Genomic DNA, 26,515 nt, shown 5'->3' on the forward strand with positions numbered 1-26,515 from the left:
GGTTAGACGATGAAAAAGTGGCAATGCGTGGTCTGCGGCCTCATTTACGACGAGGCTCTGGGCTGGCCGCAGGACGGTATCGCCCCGGGTACCGCCTGGGAAGATGTACCGCCTGACTGGATGTGCCCCGATTGCGGCGTCGGTAAGGACGAGTTCGAAATGGTGGAGCTGTCGTGAGCGCGCCTATCGTGATTGTTGGCAGTGGCCTGGCTGGCTATACGGTTGCGCGCGAGCTGCGCAAGCGCGACAGCAGTACGCCGTTGGTGATGCTGACGGAGGACGATGGTGCCTTCTATTCAAAGCCATTGCTATCCAATGCGCTCGCCAAGGGTACAAGCGCCGATGCGCTGGTCAGTGCTGACTGCGACAGCATGGCGGCGCAATTGAATATGCGCATCCTGCCCTTTAGCCGGTTGGTGTCCATTGAGCCGACTCAGCATCAGTTGGTGTGTGAGGGCCAGCGGCTCGACTATCGCGCGTTGGTGTTAGCGGTCGGCGCCGAAGCGACGACGCTGGCGATACCCGGAATCGACCTGCCCGGAGTGCTGTCGGTCAACTCGCTGACCGACTACCGCCCGTTTCGCGAGCAGCTTGAGGTGGCTGAGCGGGTATTGATCATGGGGGCCGGGCTGATCGGTTGCGAGTTTGCTAACGACCTGCTGGCTGCCGGTAAACAGGTTGAGCTGGTTGATCCGCTCGCCTCGCCGCTGGCCGCTTTAGTGCCCGAGCGAGCCGGGCAGGCGCTGGCCACTGCGCTGACCCAGGCCGGCGCGCATTTTCATATGGGGCGCCGGGTAGCGTCGCTGGCGCCGAGTCAGGGGAGGCTGCAAGCCAGCCTTAGCGATGGTCAGACGACGGAAGTCGATCTGGTGCTTGGCGCTGTAGGACTGACGCCACGCATGGGATTGGCGCGGACTGCCGGCCTTCGCTGCGGGCGCGGCATCTGTACCGATGCGCAATTGGCCACCAGCGAGCCGGATATCTACGCCCTGGGCGACTGCGCCGAGGTGCAAGGGCTGTGGCAGCCCTACGTGATGCCGCTGATGAGCGCGGCCCGTGCGTTGGCGGCCACGCTGACCGGCCAGCCCACAGCAATGAGTTACCCACCCATGCCCATCATCGTCAAAACACCCGTTTGCCCCATGGTTGTACTGCCGCCACCGGCTGTAGTCGGAGAGTGGCATTGGCAGGGGACTGGCGTTGATCTGCAAGGTGAATTTCGTGATTCGCAGGGCGCCTTGCGCGGCTTTGTGCTGAGTGGCGTGCAGGTGGCGCAGCGCCAGGCGTTGCTCAAGGTATTGCACTACTCCGATAACAATGAACAACACAGCTCACTAGCGTAAGTGCAGAGGGCCTGATGAGAGGACATATTGTTGAACAATTGGCGCGGCACTGCGCCGCTCGACCACAGGCGATTGCCTGTGCCGATGGCTCGCGCCAATGGTGCTTCGCTGAGTTGCGCGAGCTTGCTGACCAGTTAGCTGCGCGGTTGCGGGCAGAGGGAGTGCCGCAGGGGGGGGGGAGCGTTTGGCTGTGCTGACCCGTTCACACCTGGATGCGCTGGTCGCCTTGCTGGCGGCCCAGCAACTCGGGCTGATCTACATGCCGCTTAACTGGCGCCTGTCGATTGAGGAGCAGGCCTACGTGTTGGGACATGGCGCGCCCGCCCTGGTGCTGGCCGACGCTGACCTGGCGCAGCTGTATGCCGAGGCCCTGCAGAGTATTTCTTGCCTGGTGGATGTGGTCCGAGGGCTAACGCCGGCTGCGGAGGGGGAGAATAGTGGAGCCTTCCGCGCAAAGCCTTGAGGATGCCGGCTTGCTGCTCTACTCCTCCGGTACTACAGGGCGCCCCAAGGGCGTGCTGCTCTCGGTACCTCGGCGGCTGCGAACTCATCAGCCCCAGCTGCTTCATCCGCCTGCTGGCCCGATAACGACTCAACTGTATTCCTGCCTGCGTGACCATTTTTGCAATACTGCGAGCGCCGGCAGCGCCGTTACTGACGGTATGCGCCTCGACAACCTGATCCAGCAGCTTCTGTTCAGTCTCACAAGATCTTCTATCCCGACTACGCCAAGCCCGGTAGCTACTGCGATGCACCCCAAACACCTGACACAAGTGCTGCATCGCGTAGCTCTCTTCAAGTCGCTCGATTATCGAGAATTGCTCAGGGAGTCCGACATCAAGAGAGCGGTAGCCTTTTTTAATAGGGTAAGCGGATTAAATGGTTGATCTTACCTTTGCATGAGAGTGAGACAGACCGGCATCTCATCGGATTATCTGGTTGATGCTTCACCTACTGCTGGTGCATGTTTCCTTCGCTAATTCCAGCAAGAACCCCACACGCCTCAACTTCCCGGTCATCGTTGCAACTCGCTCTCAGTGAAACGAGTTGTTTCTCAAGCGCTTGCAGAGCGGTTATCTGCGACCGCACATGAGAGATGTGATCATCGAGCAAGGTGTTGACGGCGGTACAAGGCTGATGAGGGTCGTCCTGATAGCTCTGTAGTTCGTGAATCTCAGCCAGTGACAGGCCCAGGATTCTGCAGCGACGGATGAAGGCCAGCCCCTCACCATGCTTCTCGGTATAGACACGGTAACCGTTGTCCTGCCGATCAGGCGGCGGCAACAAGCCCTGCTGTTCATAGAAGCGGATCGTCTGTGTTTCGACCCCTACCAACTGCGCCAACTGACCAATGCGCATCAGCCTCCTCCCCAACGGATTCTTTACTCTATTGACCTTATAGTAGCTTTATAGTTTTAAATGGTACCACAACATTGTTCAAGTGGAGTCGTATCATGAGCAAATCCTGTGGTGGCGCCTGTGGCGGTGATGCAACGTCCGCAGCGGATACCGATATACAGGCCTCCTCCGAGGCGCCAGGGAGATGGGTCAGTGTTTATGCCGTGCCGAAGATGGACTGTCCATCAGAAGAACGAATGATTCGCCTAGCCCTGAACGGCTTTGAGGAGATTCGGGCGCTGTCCTTCGACTTGTCGAACCGCCGGCTGAAGGTCGTGCATGACGGCGAGGTCGAGCCCGTCACCTCGAAACTGAAGACCTTGGGGCTAGGCGCCTCGCTTCAGGAAACCGTCGCTGCAAATCCGGAGACCATCAAGGCCGCCGAGTTTTCGGCAGCTTCTGCTAAGCAAGAATCCGGGACCCTGCGCTGGTTGCTCGGCATCAATGCACTTCTGTTCGTGGTGGAAATGACTGCCGGTCTGATCGCCCGGTCCACCGGCCTGATTGGAGAATCCCTGGACAATTTTGCCGATGCGGCGGTGTACGGGCTTGCCCTTTATGCGGTTGGACATAGCGTGAAAATGCAGGTACGTGCCGCGCATCTTGCTGGTGTACTGCAACTGATCTTGGCTGTGGGCGTGCTCGTAGAGGTGGTGAGACGCTTTGTATTCGGTAGTGAGCCTGAATCGCTGGTGATGATGGCTATCGCATTCGTCGCATTGATTGCCAATACCAGTTGTCTGCTGCTCATATCCAAACATCGGGAAGGCGGGGCGCACATGAAGGCAAGCTGGATATTCTCGGCCAACGACGTGGTGATCAACCTGGGGGTCATCACCGCCGGCGCCCTGGTCGCGTGGACCGGTTCCAATTATCCGGATCTGATTATCGGCACCATCGCGGGGGGCATTGTACTTAACGGTGCCAGACGCATTTTGGCGTTGAAGGGTTAAATAATGCTCATTATTGGCAAAAAGCTCTCGCCGTATGCCCTATTGTCCATATCGGGCCTGCTGGCAGCGTCTGATCAGGCTGTAAAGTGGCTGGTGCAGCAATCAATGGCCTATGGCGAGTATGTTTCGGTGACCCCGTTCTTTAACTGGGTGCACCTATGGAACACCGGTGCCGCATTCAGTCTTTTTGCGAATGGTGGAGGCTGGCAGCGCTACTTTTTTATCGGAATCGCGGTAGTGGTCTCGATTTTTCTGATCAAGCTGATCCTTGAAAATCGTCATAAAGGAGAAGCCATCGCTTACAGTCTTATCCTCGGTGGCGCCATGGGCAACCTGATTGACCGGGTCTTTCGCGGCTATGTTGTGGATTCCTTTGATTTCTATTGGCGAGACTGGCATTGGCCGGCCTTCAACCTGGCTGATATTGCAATTGTCCTCGGTGCCTTACTTTTCGTTTCCAGCAGCTTGTTGGGTAAAAAAGCAAACACCAATGCCGAGTCGGATGGATCTGACTGACACCTACGCCTATACAACACCATGACCGAACTTCCCGACAACATCCTTCACCTGCCGCAATACCAAGTACTGGGCTGCAAATCAACCGACGACGAAATGCACTTCCAGGTGGACGTGCCCGATCCCATCGCCTGCGAGGAATGCGGCGTGCAGGGTGAGTTCGTACGGTTCGGCAAGCGTGACGTTCCCTATCGTGATCTGCCCATCCACGGCAAGCGGGTCACTCTCTGGGTGGTCCGCCGCCGATACACCTGCCGGGCCTGCAAGACAACATTCAGGCCCCAGCTACCGGAGATGGTGGACGGATTCCGTATGACACTGCGGCTGCATGAGTACGTGGAGAAGGAATCCTTCAACCACCCCTACACCTTTGTGGCGGCACAGACCGGCCTGGACGAGAAGACGGTGCGCGACATCTTCAACGCCCGCGCCGAGTTCCTGGGGCGCTGGCACCGCTTCGAGACGCCCCGCATCCTGGGCATTGACGAGCTATACCTGAACAAGCGCTACCGCTGCATTCTGACCAACATTGAGGAGCGAACCCTGCTCGACCTGCTGGCCACCCGCCGCCAGGACGTGGTGACCAACTACCTGATGAAGCTGAAAGACCGGCAGAAGGTCGAGATCGTCAGCATGGACATGTGGAACCCCTACCGGGCAGCGGTCAAGGCTGTGCTGCCCCAGGCCCGTATCGTGGTCGATAAGTTCCATGTGGTGCGCATGGCCAACGATGCCCTAGAGAGAGTGCGCAAGGGCCTCAGAAAGGAGCTGAAACCGTCCCAGAGCCGGACTCTCAAGGGAGACCGGAAAATCCTGCTGAAACGCGCTCACGAAGTCTCAGACCGGGAGCGCCTCATCATGGAGACCTGGACAGGCGCGTTCCCGCAACTGCTGGCCGCCTACGAGCACAAGGAGCGCTTCTACGGCATCTGGGACGCCACCACACGGCTCCAGGCAGAAGCCGCCCTGGACGAGTGGATAGCCACCATCCCGAAGGGCCAAAAGGAAGTCTGGAGCGATCTGGTCAGGGCAGTGGGAAACTGGCGCGAAGAGACCATGACCTACTTCGAGACGGACATGCCCGTCACCAACGCTTACACGGAGTCCATCAACCGACTGGCCAAGGACAAGAACCGTGAAGGGCGCGGTTACTCCTTCGAGGTGATGCGGGCACGAATGCTCTACACCACGAAGCACAAGAAGAAGGCACCGACTGCGAAGGTCTCTCCTTTCTACAAGAAAACCATCGGTTACGGACTGCCGGACTTCGCAGAGGAACTCAACTACGGAGTCGATCTATCAACCATCTGAGGGTGGTATCAGATTGATGGGGTGAAGGTGCCCCATCAACCATTAAATCCGTATACCCTTTTAATATTGCCTTCTCTTCTTCCACTCGCCGCAGCTTGCGCTTCAGTTCCTGGATCTCACGCTGTTCCGGCGTCAGAGCCTCATCTTTCAGCGGCGCCTTGCCTGCCCGCTCAGCGCGAAGCCTGCGAACCCAATACTCCATGGTGGATTTGCCAACCCCCATGGCCTCACACGCCGCCTTCAGCGTGTAGCCCTGGTCGACCACGAGCTGGGCCGCTTCCAAGCGAAATTCCGGGCTAAACGTTCTTTTCTTCGTCATCATCTGCACCTGATTGTCTCTGTGAGCCATCATACACTCAAAGTCAGGTGGCCAGATTCACTGTGCCACTACAGCCTGTACTCGCCGTCTCTCGGCAATTGGAAGTCACTGACAAGCGTTTGTGGCGCATCGTGCATCATTACGTAGGCCGCATGCAGGGAGACCTGGATCTTTCTCAGGTTGCCAATGTCGGGGTCGACGAAACGGCATCACGTCGAGGGCAACGTTACGTCACCGTATTTCTCGATATGCAACGCCAGCAAGAGCCGGTGATCTTTGCTGTCCAAGGACGTGGCAGAGAGACGATCAAGGCGTTCAGCGCCTTTCTAGAGGCACATGGTGGCGCCCCGGGTAATGTGGTTGAAGTCGTGTGTGACATGTCTCCGGCCTTCCTCAATGGCACTGCGGAACATCTTCCTGATGCTCGAGTGACGGTTGACTGGTTCCATATCGTGCAGACGTTCACCAAGGCGCTGGATGAAGTGCGTAAGCGGGAACGTCGAGAAAAATCCCATCCCAAGGCCCTGCGCTGCGCAGTGCTGAAAAGCATGGATAACCACAACCTGACGGAAAAACAGCTGGTCGCCCTCCGGGAGCTGGTTGCTGATCAAGGGGCTACCGCGAATGCATGGATCATCAAGGAAAAGCTGAGGTGGATTCGTCGCTCACCGACAGCGCGCGGGGCTCGTTGGCGCATCACGAATTACCTCAAAGTGATGCGTGAGGCAGTCGCTGGTCACACGTTTCTCAAGCCAATGGCAAAAGCACTCAATACGTTGGAGCGACATGCCGACCAGGTTGTGAGGCGCTGGTACTCAGGCCTGACGAACGCACGTTTGGAAGGCATGAATGGCCTCTTTCAGGCTGCCAGATCTCGGGCTCGCGGCTACCGAAACGAAAGCAATTTCATTGCGATGATCTACCTGATCGGCAGTCCCGTGGGGCGCATGCTGGATGAAGTCAAATCCACATGAAACGTCGAAGAGCCCATTATTTTTTGTGTGCCACCAGCCAATAAGCGATTCCTAAAGAGACGACGACAGCAGCAGTTGCATATATATACTGAGCAGAAATAGTGTCGAAGTCCATGATGATTACTTTTCTCGCAATAGCCATCAAGGCTGTCGCAATGACCAGTTGTAAAGGAAAAACATCTGTTCCCAGATACAATCGAATATTGACGAATATTTCAATAGCAATTAATACTACCATGAAAGCGCCAAAAAGACGAAAGATATCACTGACCTCAAGTAGAAGATAGGGTGGTGCAGTCAGCTGTTGATATAATACATAAATAATGTCAATAATACCCCAGATGATCACGAGGACCATAAGACAAGCCAGCACCTTCACGCCGAGTCGAATAACTTTGTGGAGCGCGCGAATTAGTGAGTCCTCGTGCTCCTGTGGAAGCTCCTCATGAATTATATGACGAGTTGTCTCAGTAGCGTCAGGTAGATGATGGTTATTGCTGTCTAAGCTCATGTCATCTCCTTTTGGTATGCTGTAATGCTTTCTTTATATTGTTCTCAGTAAGTCGAGTAAAGTGAAAAATAGAGCTTGATTCACACGCTGTCCTCTACTAGCGGACACGCTATCTTGTCTCTTTATTGATAAGATGATGTATATATTGCTTATTGCTTTGCTGTATAATTGGCATTTTACCAGTTAATGCTAGAAAGGTCGGAACCATATTGCCATGTTTGCATTGTAGATATGGTGAATGTTCTCTAATAGGCAGGCCCCCTGCTTTACTTCCTGAATTCAAGCAATAAGCGCAGCACCTGCAGTATTCAGGCCTCCTGAGCATTCCCCTATAAACACCTGCGCCGGTGTCCGGTAGCCGAGTCGCTTTCGAGGACGGTCATTCAGCTTTTCGACCACCTTGCGTAGCTCTGCATTGCTGACCTGGCGGAAATCCGTTCCTTTGGGGAAGTACTGCCGTATCAGGCCATTCGTATTTTCGTTGGTCCCACGCTGTCCAGAGCAGTAGGGATCGCAGAAGTACATCGCCGCCGTCACGGCCTTGGCCACTACTTCGTGGCCAGCGAATTCCGAGCCATTGTCCAGTGTGATCGTCTGGACCGCTCCCCGGCGCGGCTTCAACAAGCTTATCATGGTTGCTTGCGTCAACTCGGCCGAGATCCTGGGCAGTCGTGCCGCCAGTAAATAGCTACTGCGACGCTCAACCAGCGTGACCAAGCCTGATTGCTTGTGGCCCTGTATCACGGTGTCGCCCTCCCAGTGGCCGATGAAGCGCCGGTCATCAACCTCATCTGGGCGGTGCTCGATACCGACTCGGTTGGGGATCTTGCCCAACCCGGCGCTCTTGGCATGTGTGCGATGCTTATTGCGGCGTTTGGGCTGACGGAGATGCCGCCAAAGGTCACCACCCCGTGCCTTGTCGTCCCAGATCAAGGAGTAGATCCATTGATGACTGACGCTAACGCCGGCCAAGGGCGCCATGAAGCCACTGATTTGCTGTGGGCTCCACTCCTCACGTAGCCGACCGGCAACGGCGGCCATCATGCCTGGAAGGCGCTTTGTCCACTTGCTAGCAGTGCGGCGTCGATGATCACTGAGTGTCTGGGCCTGCTCGGGATCATAGCCATCAGCGGTGGCGTTACGGCGAATTTCACGGCTGATCGTGCTGATGTGGAGGTTCAGCTCCCTGCCGATCTGGCGCTGGCTCATGCCCAAGTCATAACGGGCGTGGATCAGGTATCGTAGGGTCTGGGTCAGCTGTCGGTATTCCATACTCTGCTTCACTTTGGTCGGTGAGCCGAGAAGGGAACCGGCGCTGGCCCTCCTGCCTCTACCGTGCGGTCCAAAGTGCTGCGTTTATTCTATGAATCCAGGCTTTACCGACCATGATCGTCCTTGATGATCAGAGCCCCATGCACTCTCACAGGTTCACTCACTTTGCGACGTCGCTGGCAAAACGAGCGGCGTTCTCAAGTAGAAAATCGCTGTCGTCCGCGTCACCCCAGAAGGCGGGCTGCGCCTTCGGGATGGTCAAGGCCTTCTGGATCTGGGGGCGCGCATCGAGCCGCTCGAACCAAGCCTTCAGGTGGTCGAGACCCTCGATCGATACCTTGGCCCAGACGTAGGCGCGGGCCCAGGGGTAGGTCGCCATGTCGGCGATGGTGTACTGATCCCCCGCCAGCCACTCGCGGCCTCCCAGGCGGGTGTTCAGGACCTCCAGCAGGCGACGGGATTCCTCCACGTAACGCGTGATGGAGAAGGGTTCCTGCTGGCCGTTGGGGGCGGCGATGCGCTGGAAGTACATGGCCTGCCCCATCATCGGGCCGATGCCGCCCATCTGGAACATCAGCCACTGCAGCGTTTCGCTGCGGGCCTTGGCCTCTCTGGGCAGGAAGCGGTCGTACTTCTCGGCCAGGTACCAGAGGATGGCGCCGCTCTCGAACACGGCGAAGTCGTCGTTGCCCCGGTCGACGATGGTGGGAATGCGCCCGTTGGGATTGAGCTTGAGATAGTCGGGCGCCTTCTGCTCCTTCTTGCCGAAGTCGATGAAGGTCAGCTCGTAGGGCACCTCCGCTTCCTCGAGAAAGATGACCGGCTTGTAGCCGTTCATGGTGGCGGCGGTGTACAGGTGAATATCAGGCTGTGACATGGGGAACATCCTCATGGGGGTGACGCGATGAAGGGCGGTGCGCGTCGGGCCCGGTATCCTCTTGCATCGGGCCCGGCGCGCATGGCCGGTTGCCTGTGGACGGTCACATCTGACGGTCCCAGAGGCTCTCCTGGTAGCGCTTCACGTCTTCCTCGAATCGTGCGGGATGCACGTTGCGGAAGGCATGCTCGTCCAGCGGGATGAGGCGCACCATCTCATCGATCATGGAGGAGGGGTCGAGCTGCAGATCGTCCCCGGCGAACAGCTGCTGGGTCTCGCGGATCGGCGCCTCGGGGGTGAAGTGTGTTTCTGGGTCGTACCACTGGTCGAGGGTGTCGTACATGCGGTCGTTGAAGCCGGTGCGGAAGGGGCCCGGGTTGATGGTGGCGACCTTCACGCCCAGCGGTGCCAGCTCTTCATGCAGGAGCTGAGAAATGCCTTCCAAGGCATGCTTGGACGCGACATAGGGCGCGAGGTAGGGGAAGGTGGTGAAGCCGGCGATGGACGATACCAGCACGATCTTGCCCTGGCCGCGGTCGGCGAAGGCCTTGGCGTAAGGCTGCACGAACTCCAGCGTCGAGAAGACGTTCGTCTCGAAGACCTTGCGCACTCGCGCCACGGGAATCTCGGCGATGGGGCCGGTCTCGCCGATCGCCGCATTAGCCACCACAACATCCACCTCGGCGCCGTAGCGCGAAAAGATGCTTTCGCGATTCTGGGCATCGGTGATGTCGAGTTTCTCGACTTCCAGGTCAACATCCTGCTGCTGCGCCTTTTCCTTCAAGGCCGATACCTGAGGCCAGATTTCTACCGTGGCAATCACTCGGTGTCCTTGTTGCGCCAGTGCCAGTGCTGCCCCTTCCGCCAGGCCGCTGCCGGCCCCTGTCATCAGAATGGTCTTCATCGTCTCTCTCCTCGAAATAAGTGGGATTACGCCGGATCGTCGCGATCCAGGCGCTCGAAAATGATGGCCTCGACGGAAGTCGCGCCGACGTTGGTCACTTGGTGCGCCCAGGCCTCGTTGTGCATGACGTCGCCTGCCACCACGTCACGCTCCACGACATCGCCGCTTTCCAGTGCGATGCGCAGGCGCCCGGCGGAGAGGAAGTAGACGATCTCCTCCGGATGGCGATGAGGCGCATCGGCGGCCCCGGGGGCCATGGTCATGTGTACCAGCCTTGTCTCACCGGTATTGACGAGCTCGCGATAGAACTCTGGAGAGGCTTGGTCGGCCAGCGGCACCGGGCGCCCAGCGCCAGGCCATTGAGATGTTGTCATCAGGTGATTTCCTTAAAGTGGCGGATAGCTCAACCAAAAACATCCTCAAGATGAGCCTCGAAGCGCTCTAGGTCACTGGCAATATCCGGGTTCTTCATCACGTCGAAGGCCCCAAAAGTGGGGAGTGGGCTCATGTCGAAGAAGCGTGCGTTCAGATGCACGGGCGCGACCAGATCATTCAGTGACTTGCCAGCAAAGAAGCGTTCGTCGGGATCATCAAAGGCTTCTGCCGGTGCGTTGAGCGTGATGCTGAGCATGTACTCAGTACCGGTGAGGGTGCCGCCCAGGCCGTAGTTCTCCTTTGGCTTCTCGGCGGTGCGGCCGTCGCCGTTGCAGAAGCGGCCATCCATGCCGGCGGTATAGACCTCATCCATATACTTCTTGAAAGACCAGGGCACCATCATCCAGTTGATCGGGAACTGCATGATTACGACATCGGCCCACTGGTGATCGGCGATCGCTTCCTCGACGTCATAACCTTCTGCGATGCGACTGACGCGCACCTCGTGTCCCTGGTCGTCAAGCCAGGAGCGCGCGCGTTCGACGAGGCTGTCGTTGAGCGCGCCCTTGGCAAACGGATAGGGCTGGTGTCCGTTGATGATCAATACCTTACGCATGAAATCCTCCGCCACGACGGGCAACGAGTAGTGGATCAACAAGCTCTGCAGGCGTTAAGATGACGCGATGGGTAACCAAAAACAACTAGTATACTTTTAGTAACCTTATTCTTCGCGGGACTGACCATGCTTGCCCTGAGGTGGCATCTCCCGGGGGAACTCGGGAATCGACGAGCGGTTGCAAGTCCAGAGCCCCTTGGCTCTAGGCAGACACGACAGGAGATGTGCGATTGGAGGCGTTTGTGACGGAAGATCCGAAAGGCCGGCGCCGGGTCGCGGCGCCCTGCATGGAACCCTGCGCCATCGAGAAGGGCATGCGCGTGCTCGGAGGCAAGTGGACGGGGTCCTTGCTGTGGCACATCAAGGACGGGCCGGTAAGGTTCAACGACCTGGCCCGGATGGTGGGCGGTGCCAGCAAGAAGATGATCACCGAGCGACTGCGCTTCCTCGAGGCGAAGGGATTGATCTCCCGCCACGTGCGCGAGACGTCCCCGGTGATCGTGGAATATGCGATCACGCCGCTGGGGGAGACGGCCATCAAGGTGCTCGATGAGCTGCGCGAATGGAGCGAGTCCTTACCGGACGATGTCGTGGAGGAGTGACGGCATGAAAGCACCATGTACAGAATCACGAGGTGAATACCGCGGCCTCTGGGAGACCCTATGAAGTGGCGCCAACGAAACGATGAGGCATGCTCGTGACCAGGATGATTCAGTCGGTATCACGCAGCTTCCTGCTGCTGGAGGCGCTACGTCACGCAGATAAGCCACTGACATTGGCGAGCCTCAGTGCCGAGGCGGGCCTGAGCAAGACTACCGTTCATGGGCTGCTGGATACCCTGGTGGCGCTGGGCTACGTGCGTCGCCTGTCCGAGGGATACTGGCTCGGCCTGCGACTCGATGAGCTGGCCGAGCCCCTGGCGCAGGAGCGCGAGCAGCTTCGGCAGCACTACCGCGCGCTGCTGGACGAGGCCGCGGCGCTGAGTGACGAGACCGTCTATCTGGCCACCCCCTGCGGCAGCCAGGAGTACCTGTATCTCGAGGCCGTGGAGGGTCGGCAGCCGCGTCGCGTCCAGAGTCCTCGAGGGCGCCGGGAATCGTTACGTCATTCGGCGATCGGCCATGTCTTCCTGGCCAACGATGACGACCTGCTGCGCCAGGTCAGGCGCGATGGCCCCCTGAGCGATGCGCAGGAGGCCCGGCTTCGGGAGGTCAGCGCCCGCGGCTTCGCGCTGGACCTCGAGGACGTCGAGGCGGGCCTTTGCTGCCTGGCGATCCCCTTGCGGCAGCGGGGCGACTGCGTGGCGGCACTGGGCATGGCGGGCCCGGCCTCGCGCTGGTCGCCGTCGCGGCTGAATCGGTTGGCGAAGCAGCTGCTGGCGCGCTGATTCTCCTGTCCGTCCCGCCGTTCGACATTGTCGAATGTTGGTCGGCATCCGCCGCTCCCCCTATGCCTGCCTGCGCGGCATCGGCATGCTCCTCATCGCGTCGTCGCCGACGGCGCTGATCTTGACCAGATTCTTGAGGAGAATGACATGCACCTTGACGATGCCCACCACATCATCGCCGGTATCCGCCAAGCCGCCGCCGATGAGGGATTCGCCGTCTCGCTGGCCATCGTGGATGCCAGCGGCCTTCAGGTCGCCTTCGAACGTATGGATGGCGCGGTCCCCGGCAGTATCGACGTCGCGATCAAGAAGGCGCGCACGGCGTCGCTGTTCCAGACTGACAGTGCCCAGCTGGGCCAGATCGCCGCCCCGGGAGAGGCGATCTATACCCTGGAGAACACCAACGGAGGCCTGATCAGCTTCGGGGGCGGCGTGGTACTGCGCGATGCACAACAGAGCGTGGTCGGGGCGGTCGGTGTGGCCGGCGCGACCGTCGAACTGGATGAGACTCTTGCCCAGCTGGGGCCGCGCCTGATGGCCCGGGAGGCGGCATGATGCGCGGCCAGCATCCTGCCGTCCTGGCATTGGCGGTCGCCGCCTTTGCCATCGGCATGGCGGAGTTCATCGTGGTCGGGGTGCTGCCCGCGATCGCCTCTGATCTGGGCGTCACTCAGGATCGTGCCGGTGCGCTGGTGAGTGGCTACGCCCTGGCCCTGGCGATCGGTACGCCGCTGCTCATACTGACGCTGTCCCGCTTTGCGCCGCGTCGGGTGCTGACGGGGCTGATGACGCTCTTCGTGATTGGCAACCTGTTGTCGGTCGTCGCCCAGGACTTCACCAGCCTGATGCTCGGTCGTGTCACCACCGCCGTGGCGCATGGTGCCCTGTTCGCCTTGGGGGCCACCGTGGCCAGTCGGCTGGCGCCGGAGGGGCGATCCGGCAGTGCCATTGCGCTGATGTTCTCGGGGCTGACGCTGGCCATGGTCGTGGGCGTGCCAATCGGCAGCCTGCTGGGGAACGGCATGGGGTGGCGGATGCCCTTCGTGGCGATTCTGGCCCTGGCGGCCATCGCGCTCATTGCGCTATGGCGTTGGGTCCCGGCCTCGCTGGCGGCTCAGCCGACGGGGAACTGGGGGGAGCAGCTGTCGGCCCTCGGCCATCCGGTCATCGTGTTGACCATGGCGCTGACGGCACTGGGCTTCGGGGCGACCTTCCCGCTGTTTACCTACATCAGCGCCTGGCTGACCGAGCTGACGGGCTTCTCCACGGCGGCTGCCAGTGGCCTGCTGGTGGTCTTCGGTGGCGCCACGCTCGTCGGCAACCTGATGGGCGGGCGGCTGGTCGGCGCCATCGGCTGGCGGCGCACGGCCGCCTGGCTGCTGGTCGGACTGGCGGCGATCCTGGCGATCATCCACGCCTGGGGCGAGGCTAGGTGGTTGATGCCGGTTTGGCTGGCGGTGTGGGGCGCTTTGGCCTTCGGGCTGTCGCCGGCCTTTCAGTCCGGCATGCTGGCCACGGCCGAGCAGCATCGGCCACGGGCGGTGGCCTTCGCCTCGGCGCTCAACATCTCGTCGTTCAACATCGGCATCTCGGCCGGCTCCGCCTTGGGGAGTGCACTGGTCGCACAGCAGGCGCTGGGGATGACGCCGCTGGCCGGTAGTGGCTTGGCGCTTCTGGCGCTGGTTGCGCTGTGGTTCCAGGGGAAGGTAAACGGCTCTCACCACTCTGAGGCGATGGCGTGATGAAATCTTTCTTCAATTACGATACAGCTCCCTTTGTAAGGAGCATTGGCGGGGTGGAGAGCGCACCATGAGGCGAGAGGAGAGATGTGGTGTAGTGGGATAGTGAATCTGGCCACCTGATCTTGCCCAGTGGCAGTGGATATCCTATTAAGGAAGTTCGCTGTTGCTGGGCAAGATCTGATGTTTTTGCGCTACCGAATGGAATGACGCTGAGTCTCAGTCGCCGCGGAAATTGCTGGGACAATGCCCCAACAGAGCGCTTCTTCAAAATCCTGAAAATGGAATGATTACCAGAGATCGGCTGTCCCGATATTGCTGTGGCGAAGCGATCTGTCAGTGATTATATGGTCGGTGACTTTAGTAGCCTCAGGGCGCACAAGCATAACGATGGGTTACCGCCGAACCTGGCAGAAAAGAACTACTGGTATGCATCAAGATCGGTGGCCAGAAACACTTGACCGCTGCAGTGGCTGATCAGCCTTCTTGTAGGCGTGCCTCGGCGGCTGCGAACTCATCAGCCCCAGCTGCTTCATCCGCCTGCTGACCCGATAACGACTCAACGGTATTCCTGCCTGCGTGACCATTTTTGCAATGCTGCGAGCGCCGGCAGAGTCGTTACTGACGGTATGCGCCTCGACAACCTGATCCAGCAGCTTCTGCTCAGTCTCACAAGGTCTTCTATCCCGACTACGCCAAGCCCGGTAGCTACTGCGATGCAGCCCAAACACCTGACACAAGTGCTGCACCGCGTAGCTCTCTTCAAGTCGCTCGATTATCGAGAATTGCTCAGGGATTCCGACATCAAGAGAGCGGTAGCCTTTTTTAATATTGCCTTCTCTTCTTCCACTCGCCGCAGCTTGCGCTTCAGTTCCTGGATCTCACGCTGTTCCGGCGTCAGAGCCTCACCTTTCAGCGGTGCCTTGCCTGCCCGCTCAGCGCGAAGCCTGCGAACCCAATACTCCATGGTGGATTTGCCAACCCCCATGGCCTCACACGCCGCCTTCAGCGTGTAGCCCTGGTCGACCACGAGCTGGGCCGCTTCCGTGCGAAATTCCGGGCTAAACGTTCTCTTCTTCGTCATCATCTGAACCTGATTGTCTCTGTGAGCCATCATACACTCAAAGTCAGGTGGCCAGATTCACTGTGCCACTACAGCTATTGACTCTCTGGTGGCACACGTCAAAGCCAACGTGATATGGCTGTATTCTTCAGCATGTGCCTGCTGCATGCTTGCGTGATCCGCGGTATGGTCGGCCAATGATTATCCAGTGTGGGGTGGAATGCCTTGATGAGATCTTGGGCATTGAGCCTCGTTAGGGAGTGAGCATGAAGAAGTCCGAGGACAAACCCTCATCCAAGCGTGTCACCATCACTGAAGTTGCCAAGGAGGCCAATGTCTCGATTGCGGCGGTCTCTCGGGCAATGAATCCTGAAGGCAGCAGCTCCCCAGAGATGCGTAGCCGGATCCTGGCGGTAGCCGAGAGAATGGGATACAAGCCGAATCGTCTGGCACGAGGCATCAAGTCGCAATCCAGCCTGATCGGGATTCTCGTGACCAATTTCGAGAACCCTGTCTACCTGGCGATTCTCAGCGAATTTTCTGCTGCGATTCAGCGGCATAACTGCCACACCTTGTTGATCAACGTGAATACCGAGAAAAGCATCTCGGAGGCTGTCTCGTTGGTGATGGAATATCATGTTGATGCTTTGATCGTTACTTCTGCTTCAGTGCCGCCGGAGTTGGTCGAGGCCTGTGCGAAGCAGAATACGCCTGTGGCCATATTCGGACGTGATGGAGAAGACTCCGGCGCCTGTGTGGTGACCTGTGACGATGTCGAGATGGGGCGCATGGCAGCAGATCATCTCATTGATCTCGGTTATCGACGGCTGGCCTATGTGGGGGCGTCGACCAAGGAGCAGGCCACGCTGGATAGAAAGCGTGGATTCATCGAGCGTCTGGAGCAGCGCGGGCTGACCTTGCATGGCGTGGGGGAAGGGCATCGCCACAGCTACGATGCGGGTTATGAAGCCACCTGTGAGTTGTTCGCAGAGGCGGAGGTCATTCCTGATAGCATCTTCTACTTTGACGATATCATGGCATGTGGCGGCATGGACGCCATACGTCATGAGTTCTCGCACCGCATACCACAGGATATCGGCATCGTCGGGGTGGATGACATTCGCTTTGCCTCAAGCAAATCCTATGATCTGACGACGATCTGCCAGCCATTCACGGAAATGGTCGACAAGACGGTGTCGTTGTTGTTCGTGCGCATCAAGCAAGGTGGCATGGCGCCCAGTCGGGTCATCATGCCGTGTCAGATCACGCAACGCGGGTCGACTCGTCACGTCAACTGACACGCGCACTGCAGAACGCTTGATAGTTTTCTCGTGAAATCTTCTCTGGTGGCGGAGCAGCACTCTCTTGGTAGTCCGCCTGGAATACTGGCGATTCGTTGGCACATCGGTGGATTTTCGTTCTTTCTCGTCCCTTGGTCTAAATGGCTTTGAAAACATTTTCAAAGCCGGTTTGGCTGCGCTAGGCTGCTTGATATGCAGCGTACCAAAGCCAAGGAAAAGCCCCTGTGGTACGTGATAGAACAATAACGCCATCCACGCCTGAAGCCGAGACGCCCAATGACTCAGCAGACACCGCCCTCATTCGATCACCGTGCAAGCTCACAGCAGACAGCGGAGCACCAGTCGAGCACTTTGGCCCCCAAAGTGCTGCGCATAGGGATGATCGGGGGAGGCGTTCAGTCTTTCATCGGTCAGGTCCATCGTGCGGCGGCGCAGATGGATGGGCGGTATCGTGTCGTCGCCGGTGCGCTGTCATCGAATCCCGAGCGTGCTCGCCAGCAGGCGGAACAACTCAACATCGCACGTGGTTATGGCGATGGTGAATCACTGCTACGCGAGGAAGCTGCCCGCGAAGATGGTGCTGAGGTGATCGCCATTCTCACGCCCAACGATAGTCACTTCGTCCTGTCCAAGCTGGCTCTGGAGCTGGGCTTTCATGTCGTCTGTGAAAAGCCGCTGGTCAATGATCCGGCTCAGGCTCGCGAGCTTGAAGCGATTGCCGAGCGGGCAGGGCTGCGCTTCTGCATGGCCTATGGCTATACCGGTTATCCCATGGTGCGTCAGGCACGCGCCATGATCGAGAATGGCGAGCTCGGTGAAATCCGTCAGCTGCAGTGTGACTACGTTCAGGGGCACCTGGCCTGCCTGACGGATGCGGAAAAGGCAGGCCACGACTGGCATATGGACCCCGCCATGGCGGGGGAGTCGATGATTCTCAATGATATCGCGACCCACGCCTTTCATATGCTCGAGTATGTTTCGGGACTTGAGACCAGTGAATTGAGTGCCGATGTCACGGCCAGCGTTGCCGGACGCGAAGCGCACGATAATGCCAACGTAATGTTGCGCTATGGCAATGGTGCCCGCGGCCTGATGTGGATTACCCAGGCGGCTGCCGGCGCCGAGCATGGCCTGAGCTTCCGGATCTTCGGCAGTCTCGGGGGGCTCGAATGGCATCAGGAAACCCCCAATCAGCTCCTGTTCCGCCGTATTGATGGCGCTCCTGTGCTGCTCTCCAAAGGGGCAGCAGGACTTCACGAAGCCTCCACGCGTATCTCTCGTGTGGCCTTTGGACACCCCGAAGGTTATCGCGAAGCCTTTTCTTCCCTGTATAGCGACCTCCATGAGGACATCACTGCCTGCCAGCAGGGGACTGAGCCGCACCCATTGGCCTGCTGGTATCCCGACCTGCGCAGTGGTGTGCGTGGTGTCGAGTTCGCCGCCACCGCGCTCGACTCCAGTCGACGAAATGGCGATTGGGTGTCTCTCCCATCACGGCGGACAGTCAATTGACGCGCTGATTCGGCTGTTCCATTGAGATAGCCAACGCTACTTCATTCAGGAATGTCGCAATGACGGGCCACCCTCGAGGCAGCCGGTGCGGATTCTGCTACGCCATTGTTCGGTCAATTACGTTGTAAGGAGTACGGAATGAACAGGAAAGGGGTCGACGATCTGCGCAGTAATCGCTGGTTCAAGCAGGATGATCTGCGCTCTTTCGGGCATCGCTCTCGCGTCAAGCAGATGGGCTATTGGGGAGAGGAGTTCGTCGGCAAGCCGGTGATCGCCATCATCAATACCTGGAACGACCTCAATACCTGCCATTCTCACTTTCCTGATCGGGTCAAGGATATCAAGCGTGGTATCACGGCAGCGGGGGGCTTTGCTGTCGAACTGCCTGCCATGTCACTGGGTGAGCAATTGATGAAACCCAGCGCCATGATGTATCGCAACATGCTAGCCATGGAAGTCGAGGAATTGCTGCGCAGCTACCCCGTAGATGGCGCCGTGGTCATGGGCGGGTGTGACAAGACCACGCCGGGCGTGCTCATGGGCGCGATCTCCATGAATCTGCCGACCATCTATGTCCCCGCTGGTGCCATGCTGCGCGGCAATTACCGTGGGCAGGTGTTGGGGAGCGGTACGGATGTCTGGAAGTATTGGGATGAGCGACGCATCGGCAACGTCAGCCAGAGTGACTGGAACGAGATCGAGAATGGGATTGCCCGCTCTCCGGGCACTTGCATGACCATGGGCACGGCGGCAACGCTGATGTCGATCGGTGAATCTCTGGGTATGAGCCTGCCGGGGGCCTCAAGCATCCCCGCGGTGGACGCCAATCACAACCGTATGTGCTACGCCAGCGGCAAGCGAGCGGTGGAAATGGTCTGGGAAGATCTCAAGCCGACCGATGTCATGAGCGAGGCATCCTTTGATAACGCGATTGCCGTCGACATGGCGATCGGTGGCTCGACCAACGCCATCATCCACATCGTGGCCATGGCGCGGCGTCTCGGAATCACGCTGCCGATGGAGCGCTTCAACGAGATATCGCGTCGTGTACCGCTGGTGCTGAACCTCAAGCCTTCCGGCGAATATCTGATGGAAGATTTCTTCTATGCCGGAGGGCTTCCGGCCTTGATGACGAACATCGGCAGTGAGCTGAAGCTCTCCGCCATGACCGTGACCGGCCGTACCCTGGGCGACAACATCGAGGGTGCCAAGGTCTGGCGCCCGGAAGTCATTCTCCCGCTGGACAGTCCGGTCAATGCCTCGGGCGGGACTGCCGTGCTGACCGGCAGCCTGGCGCCAAAGGGCGCCATCATCAAGCCGACCGCGGCGGACCCTCGCCTGCATGTCCATCAAGGGCCTGCCTATGTGTTCGAGAACATCGCCGACCTCAAGGCACGTATCGATGATGAGGACCTCCCGGTCACGGCCGACAGCATCATCGTGCTCAAGAATGGCGGGCCGGTGGGCGGCCCCGGCATGCCGGAATGGGGCATGATGCCGATTCCGGCCAAGCTCCTGAAACAAGGCGTACGCGACATGCTGCGGATCTCCGACTCGCGCATGAGCGGCACCAGCTACGGGAGCTGCATTCTGCATGTGGCGCCGGAAGCCGCCGTCGGCGGGCCGCTGGCCATCGTTCAGACCGGTGACATCATCGCGGTCGATGTTCCCAATCGTCGGCTGGATCTGATGGTCGACGAAGAGGAGATCCAGCGTCGACTGGCGGATTGGCAGCCGCCCAAGGACCGGCATCCTCATGGCTATGCCTCTCTCTACAAATCGCATGTCACCCAGGCAGATGAAGGCTGTGACTTCGACTTTGCCAATGGTGCCCCTGGTAGTACCCCTGAGCCCGATATCTATTGAGCGGCGCTGCTTGAAGCAAGGAGATAAGGTCGAGGGTATCGGGTGCAGAGAGATAGAAGGTGTAAGCCCGCAGGGGTATCCACGCATGTGCCATAGCCATCGTCAACGGGAGTCCAGGAAATGGCGGAAATCGAACTGCTGATAGAGAGCCGGGCGGAGTTGGGGGAATCCCCGGTCTGGGATGTCAGTCGCAACAGCCTGTTCTGGGCAGACCTTTATGCCCCGGCGATCGAACGTTACTGCCTGAGTGATGGCAAGCGAGAGCGTCGCGTGCTGCCTGAGACGCTGGGGGCATTCGGGCGCTGTGCCGATGGGCGTCTGATCGTTGCCATGCGTTCGGGAATCCATCTGCTCGATTTCGCGTCTGGTGCATTGGAGTTCCTGGCCTGCCCACCCGGAGAGCCGTTGGCTGGCACGCGCTTCAATGATGGCAAGGTAGCGCCCAATGGACACTTCGTGATCGGCACCATGGATGAGGCGAGTCGTTCACGGCCGCTGGGGCATTTTTATGATGTCGCTCCCACTGGACAGACCCAACGGCTGCAGTCAGGCCTCATCGTCGCCAATGGCCTGGCCTGGAGCGCTGATGGACAGCGCATGCTTTTTGCGGATACGCGACGCGACACCATCCATGTCGCGGACTACTGCCCGGAAAGTGGTGTCATGGGCACACCGCGTGTATTCGCCGAGACCCAGCCTGCACTGCACGGTCGCCCCGATGGCGGAGCGATGGATATGGCGGGAGGCTACTGGAGTGCAGGCGTTTTTGGCGGAGTACTCAATTACTGGGATGCCGAGGGACGTCTGGCGCGCCAGGTCAGCCTGCCATGTCCCGGCCCGACCATGCCGTGCTTCGGCGGGGCCGATATGAGAACGCTTTACGTGACCACCTTGCGCAAGGGCATGAGCCCTGAGGCGCTGGCCGCGGCCCCCTTGTCCGGCAGCGTCTTCGCGATGGAGGTCGAGGTGCCGGGCGTCTCCGTCGCTGCCTTTGCCTCTCGCTCTCCAGCGTCACCCGACATGCCGAGTGGGGGGCGCTCACCCTCCCGGGACACGATTCGTGAGACTCATGAGTGACCTGCCCCTTGTGACTGCCACCATTGATGAACTTCAGAGGGAGACCCCATGCGCCTTAATCGCCTCAAGCAACGCATTGCCCAAAAGGAGGGCGTTGTAAATGGCTGGCTCTCCATGCCGTGTGCCTTCTCGGCAGAGATCATGGCCCATCAGGGCTGGGACAGCCTGACCATCGACCTGCAGCACGGGGTGATCGATTACAGCGATCTGTTGCCGATGCTGACGGCTATTTCCACCACTGACACCGTTCCGCTGGTGCGAGTGCCGAGCCTGGAACCCGGTTTGATCATGAAGGTGCTGGATGGCGGTGCCTATGGAGTGATTGCTCCCTTGATCAACAACGCGGAAGACGCCCGTGCACTGGTGGCTGCCTGCCGCTACCCCCCGCTGGGTATGCGCAGCTTCGGCCCTCATCGCGCCATGCTGTACGGCGGGGCGGATTATGCCCGTCATGCCAACGACGAGATGCTGGTGCTGGGCATGATCGAGACCCGCGAAGGCGTGGCAAACCTCGAGGAAATTCTCGCTGTCGAGGGGCTGGATGGCCTCTATATCGGTCCCGCGGATCTGGCGCTCTCTCATGGCCATGCTCCGGGGTTCGATCACGGGGATGGCCCGATGGATGCCTTGATCGGTCAGCTCATCGAGCGGGCTCGTCTGCATGACAAGATCGTCGGTATCCACAATGGGGGGGCTGCGCATGCGAAGCGAATGCTGGCACGTGGCTGTGACCTCGTCACCGTCGGGTCAGATACTCGTCTGCTGATGGCAGGGGCCCGCGAGTTGTTGAGTGCCATGGAGCGCGAGACGGATCACCGCGAAGGGTATTGATCGAGGCGTGCGTTACCTGCAAGTCACGAACCCGCGATAGGAGAGGAGAGGCAACATGAGTCAATTTGCACGTTATCCGAGTCTTGAGGGGCGACATGTCTTCATCAGTGGAGGCGCGAGTGGCATTGGCGCCACGCTGGTCGAGCATTTCTGCAAGCAACAGGCCTGTGTGAGCTTTGTCGATATCGATGATGCGGCAGGCGAAGCGCTGGCAGAGCAGCTCTCAGGCACAGGTGGGAAGGTACGCTATCAGCATTGTGACGTGACCGATATTACACAGCTTCGTGCTGTGATCTGCACTGCCGCTGATGAGTTCGGGACGATTGAAGTACTGATCAACAATGCGGCTCGGGATACGCGTGTGCCTTTGTCGGAGTTGGATGTCGAGACATGGGACAACCTGCAGGCTACCAACCTGCGACATGTAGTCTTCGCAAGCCAGGCGGTGTTTGCTGGCATGCAGGCAGCGGGCGGTGGGTCGATCATCAACTTCAGCTCTCCCAGTTTCTTGCGGCGTTCGCGTGATATCACGGGCTACTCGAGCGCCAAGGCCGCTACCATCGGCCTGACGCGGACACTGTCACGTGACATGGGAGACGCCGGAATTCGCGTCAATACCGTCTTGCCGGGATGGGTCATCACCGAGCGCCAGAAAGCCTTGTGGTGGGACCCGGAGCTTGAGCGCCAGGTGCTGGAAAACCAGAGTCTGCATCAACGTGTGCAGCCGGAAGACGTCGCACGGATGGTGCTGTTTCTGGCCGCGGACGATAGCCGGATGATCACCGCGCAGACCTATATCGTGGACGGTGGACTGGTCTAGATGGACTGGTCTGTATGGGCTGTGTCGTGGGGAAGAGGGCTGAGAAAAGGCGACGTTACTGAGACGCCTCTCGATAGGTGAAACATGTCTTTTCTGCCTGTTGGATAGGCCACTTCAATCATGCATGAATGACCTTATTGAACTTTGATCCAAGGCGGGGCCTTTTTTTTGAAATTTGGATGAAAACGTTTTCAGGCACTGCTAGTGTCTTTCCAAACGGTGAAGAATCTGCGCTGACCATCATTTTCCTGCGTCATGATCACTGAGCTTTAGGTGCCGATTTTTCGACCTGAATGCACACAACAAAACAACGCCATATGCTCGTCGGGAGAGAGGAATGAAAACGATAAAATTGACCGTCTCCGAAGCCATCGCCAGATATCTGGCTGCGCAGAAGATCGACATCGACGGTAAGGTCGAGACCTTGTTTGGTTGCGGGTTCGCCATCTTTGGTCACGGCAATGTGACCTGCCTGGGGCAACAGCTTCACAACATCCAGGACACCATCCCGATCTGGCGCGGCCAGAATGAGCAATCCATGGCAGTTGCTGCCGTTGCCTATGCAAAGGCCAACCAGCGCCAACGCATCGGGATCGCCAGCACCTCCATCGGGCCGGGAGCCACCAACATGATCACGGCGGCGGGTATTGCGCACACCAACCGTCTGCCGTTGCTGATGTTTGCCGGCGATGCGCATGTCTCACGCCTCCCGGATCCGGTGCTGCAGCAGGTCGAGCATGCCCATCAGCCCAGCCTGAGCGTCAATGATGCCTTCAAGCCCGTCACTCGTTTTTGGGATCGGATTACTCACCCCGCACAGCTCATGCAATCCTTGCCGACCGCGATCGCGACCCTGACGGATCCCGCCAATTGCGGCCCGGTCATGATTTCATTGCCACAGGATATCCAGGGCGTTGCCTATGACTATCCAGAGGCGCTCTTCGAAGAATGCATTCACCATATTCGTCGCCCGGAAGCTGACACACGCTCGATTGAAGCGGCTATTTCTCTGCTGGAAAAGGCCGAGAAGCCACTGATTATCGCTGGCGGTGGTGTGCATTATTCCGAAGCTAATCAGTTGCTGGCGGAGTTTGCTCAGCGTCGCAATATCCCGGTGGTTGAGACCATCGCAGGGCGTTCTTCCCTGCTGCAATCTCACCCCTGCAATATGGGCCCTATCGGCGTGACCGGCTCGAATTCCGCCAATGCCATGGCAGTACAATGTGATGTGCTGGTGGCCATCGGCACACGTCTTCAGGACTTCACTACCGGATCCTGGTCGGTATTTCGCAATCCGGCGCTGAAGATCGTATCCGTCAACGTGGCGCATATGGATGCCATCAAGCATCGCGCCATGGCGGTCATCGGCGATGCTCGCCACACGCTGGCGCGCCTTGATTCAGGGTTGGGGGAATGGCAGGCGGATCAGCGCTGGCTGGAAAAGGGTCAGGCCGAAGTCGCCGAGTGGAAATCCCTGTGCGCCAACCGCGGGGAGATCGTGGCGGGGCAGACGGCGTCCTACGCTCAGGTCATTGCCAGCGTCAATGCGGTGCAGGAGCCCGGTGATACCGTGCTGACCGCGGCGGGTGGCCTGCCGGCAGAGCTGAACATGAACTGGCAGAGCAAGCAGCTCGGCAAGTTCGACATCGAGTTCGGCTTCTCCTGCATGGGTTACGAAGTGGCCGGCGGCTGGGGTGCCAAGATCGCCAACCCCGACAACGAAGTCGTGGTCCTGGTCGGCGACGGCTCCTACATGATGATGAATTCCGATATCTACAGCTCGGTACTGACGGGCCACAAGATGATCGTTGTCGTCTGTGACAACGCTGGTTTCGCGGTCATCAACAAGCTGCAGAACAACAGCGGCAATCCTTCCTTCAACAACATGCTGGCCGATTGTCGTAGCCAGGCCGACGAGCTGGTACGCGTCGACTTCCTCCAGCATGCCCAGTCGCAAGGTGCCTATGGTGAGCATCTGAGTGACATCAGTGATTTCCGGGCCGCTTACCAGCGCGCCAAGGAGAGCCCACGCACCTACGTCATCGTGGTGGATATCGATTCCACCAAGTGGTCTTCCTGTGACTGCTGGTGGGATGTGGGGCTACCGGAAGTCGTCCGCGAGGACGTGGATGAAGCGCAGGTGGCCGCCATGAATGCCGGTCGTGCCCATCAGCGCCGCGGTCTCTGATTCTGCGGGACTTTGATTCTGCGTGAGTCGTGAGGCCCGGCGCACGCAGCAACGGGCTTCATGAACACCTTTGCAATGACAACGCCAATTATCAGCACCCATGCATTTGCCAGGAGAATCCCTGATGTTCAATGAAGAACACAATCTCGCGCCGCTGCGCTGGGCCATGGTCGGTGGTGGCCGTGGCAGTGAAATCGGTCACGCCCACCGCGCCGCCGCGCATCGCGATGGACTCTTTCGACTGGTCGCCGGTGCCTTCGATCTCGACGCGGAACGCGGGCGTGAATTCGGTACCAATCTGGGACTGGACCCAGAGCGTTGCTACCCGGATTACGCCAGCCTCTTCGAGGCCGAAGCTGCCCGCGACGATGGCATTCAAGCCGTCAGCATCGCCACACCTAACAGTACCCACCATGCCATCAGCCTGGCAGCGCTCAAGGCTGGCCTGCATGTGATCTGTGAAAAGCCGGTGACCTTCACGGTTGCCGAGGCAGAGGAGCTCAAGGCTGAAGCACAGGCGCGCGGTCTGGTCTTCGGTGTCATGTATGGCTACAGCGGCTATCAGATGCTTCACCAGGCCCGCGCCATGGTGCAGTCGGGTGAGCTGGGGCAGGTACGCATGGTCAACATGCAATTTGCCCATGGCTTCCATAGCCAGCCGGTCGAACAGGTCAGCAGTGGCGCCAAGTGGCGCACCAGTCCTGCCGTTTCCGGGCCGACCTATGTGCTGGGGGACCTCGGGACGCACATCTTTTATGCCGGCCAGTTCATCACCGGACTCAAGGTCGAACGCCTGATGTGCCACCGCCAGAGCTTCGTGGCCTCGCGGGCACCGCTGGAAGATAACGCCCAGGTGTTGCTCCAGTACCAGAACGGCGCGGTGGGATCACTGTGGGCCAGTGCGGTGAATGCGGGCTCCATGCATCAGCAGAAGATTCGTGTGGTGGGAGAGAAGGCCAGTATCGAATGGTGGGATGAATATCCCAACCAGCTGCGCTACGAGGTCCAAGGCGAACCGGTACGGATTCTGGAACGTGGCATGGGCTATCTGGCCGAGGGCGACAACGCCGTGAACAGCAATCGCATCGGCGGCGGCCACGCGGAAGGCTTCTTCGAATCCTGGGCCAATGTCTATCACCGTTATGCACTCGCCATGCAGGGCGCTGAAGCACGACGTAACGGCACAGGCACTCAACACCTTGGCCTGTCGGAGCAGGAGCTGGAGTCTCTCTGGTTCCCCAATATCGATGCAGGCATCGAAGGCGTGCGGTTGCTGGAGTGCTGTGTGGAATCCTCTGACAACGAGAATCGCTGGGTCGCGTTCTGATCTGACTGCGACATCAGGAGCGCCTCATGTCGGTT

The 26,515-nt window shown here is 59.1% G+C and carries 27 protein-coding genes and 3 pseudogenes; 19 read left to right on the forward strand and 11 right to left on the reverse strand.

The annotated features are described in order from the left end of the window. Positions 1-9 precede the first annotated feature (9 nt). The 3 genes and pseudogenes from AC5WNJ_RS06280 to AC5WNJ_RS06290 all read left to right on the forward strand — a co-directional run. On the forward strand, positions 10-177 hold the full coding sequence (locus AC5WNJ_RS06280) for a rubredoxin (protein WP_176676787.1): 168 nt from the start codon (positions 10-12) through the stop codon (positions 175-177). Next, positions 174-1,343: an FAD-dependent oxidoreductase gene (locus AC5WNJ_RS06285; protein WP_495930720.1), complete on the forward strand. Its 1,170-nt coding sequence runs from the start codon at positions 174-176 to the stop codon at positions 1,341-1,343. Before AC5WNJ_RS06280 ends, AC5WNJ_RS06285 begins: the two co-directional genes overlap by 4 nt. 181 nt (positions 1,344-1,524) lie before the next feature. Continuing rightward, positions 1,525-1,806: pseudogene (locus tag AC5WNJ_RS06290) on the forward strand (AMP-binding protein); the annotation flags it as partial. Positions 1,807-1,930: 124 nt separating this feature from the next. Here the strand turns inward: AC5WNJ_RS06290 and AC5WNJ_RS06295 are convergent. Further along, positions 1,931-2,125, reverse strand: a pseudogene (locus AC5WNJ_RS06295) (IS3 family transposase); the annotation flags it as partial. Positions 2,126-2,294: 169 nt separating this feature from the next. Then, complete coding sequence (gene cadR / locus AC5WNJ_RS06300; RefSeq protein WP_007148576.1) at positions 2,295-2,702, reverse strand: Cd(II)/Pb(II)-responsive transcriptional regulator; 408 nt, start codon at positions 2,700-2,702, stop codon at positions 2,295-2,297. A 95-nt stretch (positions 2,703-2,797) separates the two neighbouring features. Here cadR and AC5WNJ_RS06305 point away from each other — a divergent pair, with 95 nt between their 5' ends. Genes AC5WNJ_RS06305 through AC5WNJ_RS06315 form a run of 3 tightly spaced genes read left to right on the forward strand, consistent with a single transcriptional unit; the run spans position 2,798 to position 5,521 of the window. Continuing rightward, complete coding sequence (locus AC5WNJ_RS06305) at positions 2,798-3,694, forward strand: cation efflux transmembrane domain-containing protein (RefSeq protein WP_004364974.1); 897 nt, start codon at positions 2,798-2,800, stop codon at positions 3,692-3,694. A 3-nt stretch (positions 3,695-3,697) separates the two neighbouring features. Continuing rightward, positions 3,698-4,210 (forward strand): signal peptidase II, encoded by a 513-nt coding sequence (lspA, locus tag AC5WNJ_RS06310; protein WP_003821921.1) that lies wholly within the window; start codon positions 3,698-3,700, stop codon positions 4,208-4,210. A gap of 21 nt (positions 4,211-4,231) precedes the next feature. After that, on the forward strand, positions 4,232-5,521 hold the full coding sequence (locus AC5WNJ_RS06315) for an ISL3-like element ISPpu12 family transposase (protein WP_004574636.1): 1,290 nt from the start codon (positions 4,232-4,234) through the stop codon (positions 5,519-5,521). A 58-nt stretch (positions 5,522-5,579) separates the two neighbouring features. Here the strand turns inward: AC5WNJ_RS06315 and AC5WNJ_RS06320 are convergent. Next, a pseudogene (locus tag AC5WNJ_RS06320) lies at positions 5,580-5,840 on the reverse strand (transposase); the annotation flags it as partial. 47 nt (positions 5,841-5,887) lie between these two features. Between AC5WNJ_RS06320 and AC5WNJ_RS06325 the strand changes: the two are divergent. Further along, complete coding sequence (locus AC5WNJ_RS06325) at positions 5,888-6,814, forward strand: ISL3 family transposase (RefSeq protein ID WP_495930721.1); 927 nt, start codon at positions 5,888-5,890, stop codon at positions 6,812-6,814. 16 nt (positions 6,815-6,830) lie between these two features. Here the strand turns inward: AC5WNJ_RS06325 and AC5WNJ_RS06330 are convergent, their stop codons facing one another. The 6 genes from AC5WNJ_RS06330 to AC5WNJ_RS06355 all read right to left on the reverse strand — a co-directional run bounded on the left by AC5WNJ_RS06330 (position 6,831) and on the right by AC5WNJ_RS06355 (position 11,408). After that, the gene (locus AC5WNJ_RS06330; RefSeq protein WP_495930722.1) at positions 6,831-7,325 is read right to left on the reverse strand and encodes a phosphate-starvation-inducible PsiE family protein; all 495 of its coding nucleotides are present in this window, start codon (positions 7,323-7,325) and stop codon (positions 6,831-6,833) included. Between the two features lie 279 nt (positions 7,326-7,604). Continuing rightward, positions 7,605-8,597 carry an IS30 family transposase gene (locus AC5WNJ_RS06335; protein WP_495930723.1) on the reverse strand — a complete coding sequence of 331 codons (993 nt, stop codon included), beginning with the start codon at positions 8,595-8,597 and terminating at the stop codon, positions 7,605-7,607. A 160-nt stretch (positions 8,598-8,757) separates the two neighbouring features. After that, entirely contained in the window at positions 8,758-9,474 is a 717-nt protein-coding gene (locus AC5WNJ_RS06340; protein WP_495930724.1) for a glutathione S-transferase family protein, read from the reverse strand. 103 nt (positions 9,475-9,577) lie between these two features. After that, positions 9,578-10,378 carry an SDR family oxidoreductase gene (locus AC5WNJ_RS06345; RefSeq protein ID WP_285460351.1) on the reverse strand — a complete coding sequence of 267 codons (801 nt, stop codon included), beginning with the start codon at positions 10,376-10,378 and terminating at the stop codon, positions 9,578-9,580. 26 nt (positions 10,379-10,404) lie between these two features. Continuing rightward, positions 10,405-10,752, reverse strand: a complete 348-nt coding sequence (locus AC5WNJ_RS06350) for a cupin domain-containing protein (protein WP_495930725.1) — start codon at positions 10,750-10,752, stop codon at positions 10,405-10,407. A 29-nt stretch (positions 10,753-10,781) separates the two neighbouring features. Next, positions 10,782-11,408 carry an NAD(P)H-dependent oxidoreductase gene (locus AC5WNJ_RS06355; protein ID WP_495930726.1) on the reverse strand — a complete coding sequence of 209 codons (627 nt, stop codon included), beginning with the start codon at positions 11,406-11,408 and terminating at the stop codon, positions 10,782-10,784. Between the two features lie 203 nt (positions 11,409-11,611). Between AC5WNJ_RS06355 and AC5WNJ_RS06360 the strand changes: the two genes are divergently transcribed. The 4 genes from AC5WNJ_RS06360 (at position 11,612) to AC5WNJ_RS06375 (ending at position 14,498) form a co-directional block, all read left to right on the forward strand. Continuing rightward, a complete protein-coding gene (locus AC5WNJ_RS06360; protein ID WP_495930727.1) occupies positions 11,612-11,971 on the forward strand; it encodes a winged helix-turn-helix transcriptional regulator in 360 nt (119 codons plus the stop codon). Between the two features lie 104 nt (positions 11,972-12,075). Beyond that, complete coding sequence (locus AC5WNJ_RS06365; protein ID WP_495931027.1) at positions 12,076-12,756, forward strand: IclR family transcriptional regulator; 681 nt, start codon at positions 12,076-12,078, stop codon at positions 12,754-12,756. Positions 12,757-12,903: 147 nt separating this feature from the next. Then, positions 12,904-13,311, forward strand: coding sequence for a GlcG/HbpS family heme-binding protein (locus AC5WNJ_RS06370; RefSeq protein ID WP_176676797.1), 408 nt, complete (start codon positions 12,904-12,906; stop codon positions 13,309-13,311). Then, positions 13,308-14,498 carry an MFS transporter gene (locus tag AC5WNJ_RS06375; RefSeq protein ID WP_495930728.1) on the forward strand — a complete coding sequence of 397 codons (1,191 nt, stop codon included), beginning with the start codon at positions 13,308-13,310 and terminating at the stop codon, positions 14,496-14,498. Before AC5WNJ_RS06370 ends, AC5WNJ_RS06375 begins: the two co-directional genes overlap by 4 nt. A gap of 431 nt (positions 14,499-14,929) precedes the next feature. Here AC5WNJ_RS06375 and AC5WNJ_RS06380 read toward each other — a convergent pair whose 3' ends face one another. Continuing rightward, the gene (locus tag AC5WNJ_RS06380) at positions 14,930-15,244 is read right to left on the reverse strand and encodes an IS3 family transposase (RefSeq protein ID WP_495930729.1); all 315 of its coding nucleotides are present in this window, start codon (positions 15,242-15,244) and stop codon (positions 14,930-14,932) included. Between the two features lie 26 nt (positions 15,245-15,270). Then, a complete protein-coding gene (locus AC5WNJ_RS06385; protein ID WP_495930730.1) occupies positions 15,271-15,609 on the reverse strand; it encodes a transposase in 339 nt (112 codons plus the stop codon). A 215-nt stretch (positions 15,610-15,824) separates the two neighbouring features. Between AC5WNJ_RS06385 and AC5WNJ_RS06390 the strand changes: the two genes are divergently transcribed. The 8 genes from AC5WNJ_RS06390 to AC5WNJ_RS06425 all read left to right on the forward strand — a co-directional run bounded on the left by AC5WNJ_RS06390 (position 15,825) and on the right by AC5WNJ_RS06425 (position 26,480). Continuing rightward, complete coding sequence (locus AC5WNJ_RS06390) at positions 15,825-16,856, forward strand: LacI family DNA-binding transcriptional regulator (protein WP_495930731.1); 1,032 nt, start codon at positions 15,825-15,827, stop codon at positions 16,854-16,856. 279 nt (positions 16,857-17,135) lie between these two features. Continuing rightward, positions 17,136-18,371: a Gfo/Idh/MocA family protein gene (locus tag AC5WNJ_RS06395; RefSeq protein ID WP_495930732.1), complete on the forward strand. Its 1,236-nt coding sequence runs from the start codon at positions 17,136-17,138 to the stop codon at positions 18,369-18,371. Between the two features lie 138 nt (positions 18,372-18,509). Continuing rightward, positions 18,510-20,237 carry an L-arabinonate dehydratase gene (gene araD / locus AC5WNJ_RS06400; protein WP_495930733.1) on the forward strand — a complete coding sequence of 576 codons (1,728 nt, stop codon included), beginning with the start codon at positions 18,510-18,512 and terminating at the stop codon, positions 20,235-20,237. Between the two features lie 120 nt (positions 20,238-20,357). After that, complete coding sequence (locus AC5WNJ_RS06405; protein WP_495930734.1) at positions 20,358-21,314, forward strand: SMP-30/gluconolactonase/LRE family protein; 957 nt, start codon at positions 20,358-20,360, stop codon at positions 21,312-21,314. 48 nt (positions 21,315-21,362) lie between these two features. Beyond that, positions 21,363-22,145, forward strand: a complete 783-nt coding sequence (locus AC5WNJ_RS06410) for an HpcH/HpaI aldolase family protein (RefSeq protein WP_495930735.1) — start codon at positions 21,363-21,365, stop codon at positions 22,143-22,145. 55 nt (positions 22,146-22,200) lie between these two features. Continuing rightward, positions 22,201-22,965, forward strand: a complete 765-nt coding sequence (locus AC5WNJ_RS06415; protein ID WP_084208925.1) for an SDR family NAD(P)-dependent oxidoreductase — start codon at positions 22,201-22,203, stop codon at positions 22,963-22,965. Between the two features lie 337 nt (positions 22,966-23,302). Next, positions 23,303-25,153: a 3D-(3,5/4)-trihydroxycyclohexane-1,2-dione acylhydrolase (decyclizing) gene (iolD, locus tag AC5WNJ_RS06420; protein WP_495930736.1), complete on the forward strand. Its 1,851-nt coding sequence runs from the start codon at positions 23,303-23,305 to the stop codon at positions 25,151-25,153. A gap of 124 nt (positions 25,154-25,277) precedes the next feature. Further along, the gene (locus tag AC5WNJ_RS06425) at positions 25,278-26,480 is read left to right on the forward strand and encodes a Gfo/Idh/MocA family protein (RefSeq protein WP_495930737.1); all 1,203 of its coding nucleotides are present in this window, start codon (positions 25,278-25,280) and stop codon (positions 26,478-26,480) included. Positions 26,481-26,515 lie beyond the last annotated feature (35 nt).

The organism is Cobetia sp. PDI-23MA, from assembly GCF_059507735.1.

Coding starts and splice junctions, on each gene's coding strand:
- AC5WNJ_RS06280 (WP_176676787.1), top strand. CDS start 10: ATGAAAAAGTGGCAATGCGTGGTCTGCGGCCTCATTTACGACGAGGCT.
- AC5WNJ_RS06385 (WP_495930730.1), bottom strand. CDS start 15,609: ATGGCTCACAGAGACAATCAGGTTCAGATGATGACGAAGAAGAGAACG.
- AC5WNJ_RS06330 (WP_495930722.1), bottom strand. CDS start 7,325: ATGAGCTTAGACAGCAATAACCATCATCTACCTGACGCTACTGAGACA.
- AC5WNJ_RS06425 (WP_495930737.1), top strand. CDS start 25,278: ATGTTCAATGAAGAACACAATCTCGCGCCGCTGCGCTGGGCCATGGTC.
- lspA (WP_003821921.1), top strand. CDS start 3,698: ATGCTCATTATTGGCAAAAAGCTCTCGCCGTATGCCCTATTGTCCATA.
- AC5WNJ_RS06370 (WP_176676797.1), top strand. CDS start 12,904: ATGCACCTTGACGATGCCCACCACATCATCGCCGGTATCCGCCAAGCC.
- AC5WNJ_RS06350 (WP_495930725.1), bottom strand. CDS start 10,752: ATGACAACATCTCAATGGCCTGGCGCTGGGCGCCCGGTGCCGCTGGCC.
- AC5WNJ_RS06395 (WP_495930732.1), top strand. CDS start 17,136: ATGACTCAGCAGACACCGCCCTCATTCGATCACCGTGCAAGCTCACAG.
- AC5WNJ_RS06405 (WP_495930734.1), top strand. CDS start 20,358: ATGGCGGAAATCGAACTGCTGATAGAGAGCCGGGCGGAGTTGGGGGAA.
- AC5WNJ_RS06315 (WP_004574636.1), top strand. CDS start 4,232: ATGACCGAACTTCCCGACAACATCCTTCACCTGCCGCAATACCAAGTA.
- AC5WNJ_RS06365 (WP_495931027.1), top strand. CDS start 12,076: ATGATTCAGTCGGTATCACGCAGCTTCCTGCTGCTGGAGGCGCTACGT.
- AC5WNJ_RS06340 (WP_495930724.1), bottom strand. CDS start 9,474: ATGTCACAGCCTGATATTCACCTGTACACCGCCGCCACCATGAACGGC.
- AC5WNJ_RS06305 (WP_004364974.1), top strand. CDS start 2,798: ATGAGCAAATCCTGTGGTGGCGCCTGTGGCGGTGATGCAACGTCCGCA.
- AC5WNJ_RS06345 (WP_285460351.1), bottom strand. CDS start 10,378: ATGAAGACCATTCTGATGACAGGGGCCGGCAGCGGCCTGGCGGAAGGG.
- AC5WNJ_RS06375 (WP_495930728.1), top strand. CDS start 13,308: ATGATGCGCGGCCAGCATCCTGCCGTCCTGGCATTGGCGGTCGCCGCC.
- AC5WNJ_RS06390 (WP_495930731.1), top strand. CDS start 15,825: ATGAAGAAGTCCGAGGACAAACCCTCATCCAAGCGTGTCACCATCACT.
- AC5WNJ_RS06415 (WP_084208925.1), top strand. CDS start 22,201: ATGAGTCAATTTGCACGTTATCCGAGTCTTGAGGGGCGACATGTCTTC.
- cadR (WP_007148576.1), bottom strand. CDS start 2,702: ATGCGCATTGGTCAGTTGGCGCAGTTGGTAGGGGTCGAAACACAGACG.
- araD (WP_495930733.1), top strand. CDS start 18,510: ATGAACAGGAAAGGGGTCGACGATCTGCGCAGTAATCGCTGGTTCAAG.
- AC5WNJ_RS06410 (WP_495930735.1), top strand. CDS start 21,363: ATGCGCCTTAATCGCCTCAAGCAACGCATTGCCCAAAAGGAGGGCGTT.
- AC5WNJ_RS06335 (WP_495930723.1), bottom strand. CDS start 8,597: ATGGAATACCGACAGCTGACCCAGACCCTACGATACCTGATCCACGCC.
- iolD (WP_495930736.1), top strand. CDS start 23,303: ATGAAAACGATAAAATTGACCGTCTCCGAAGCCATCGCCAGATATCTG.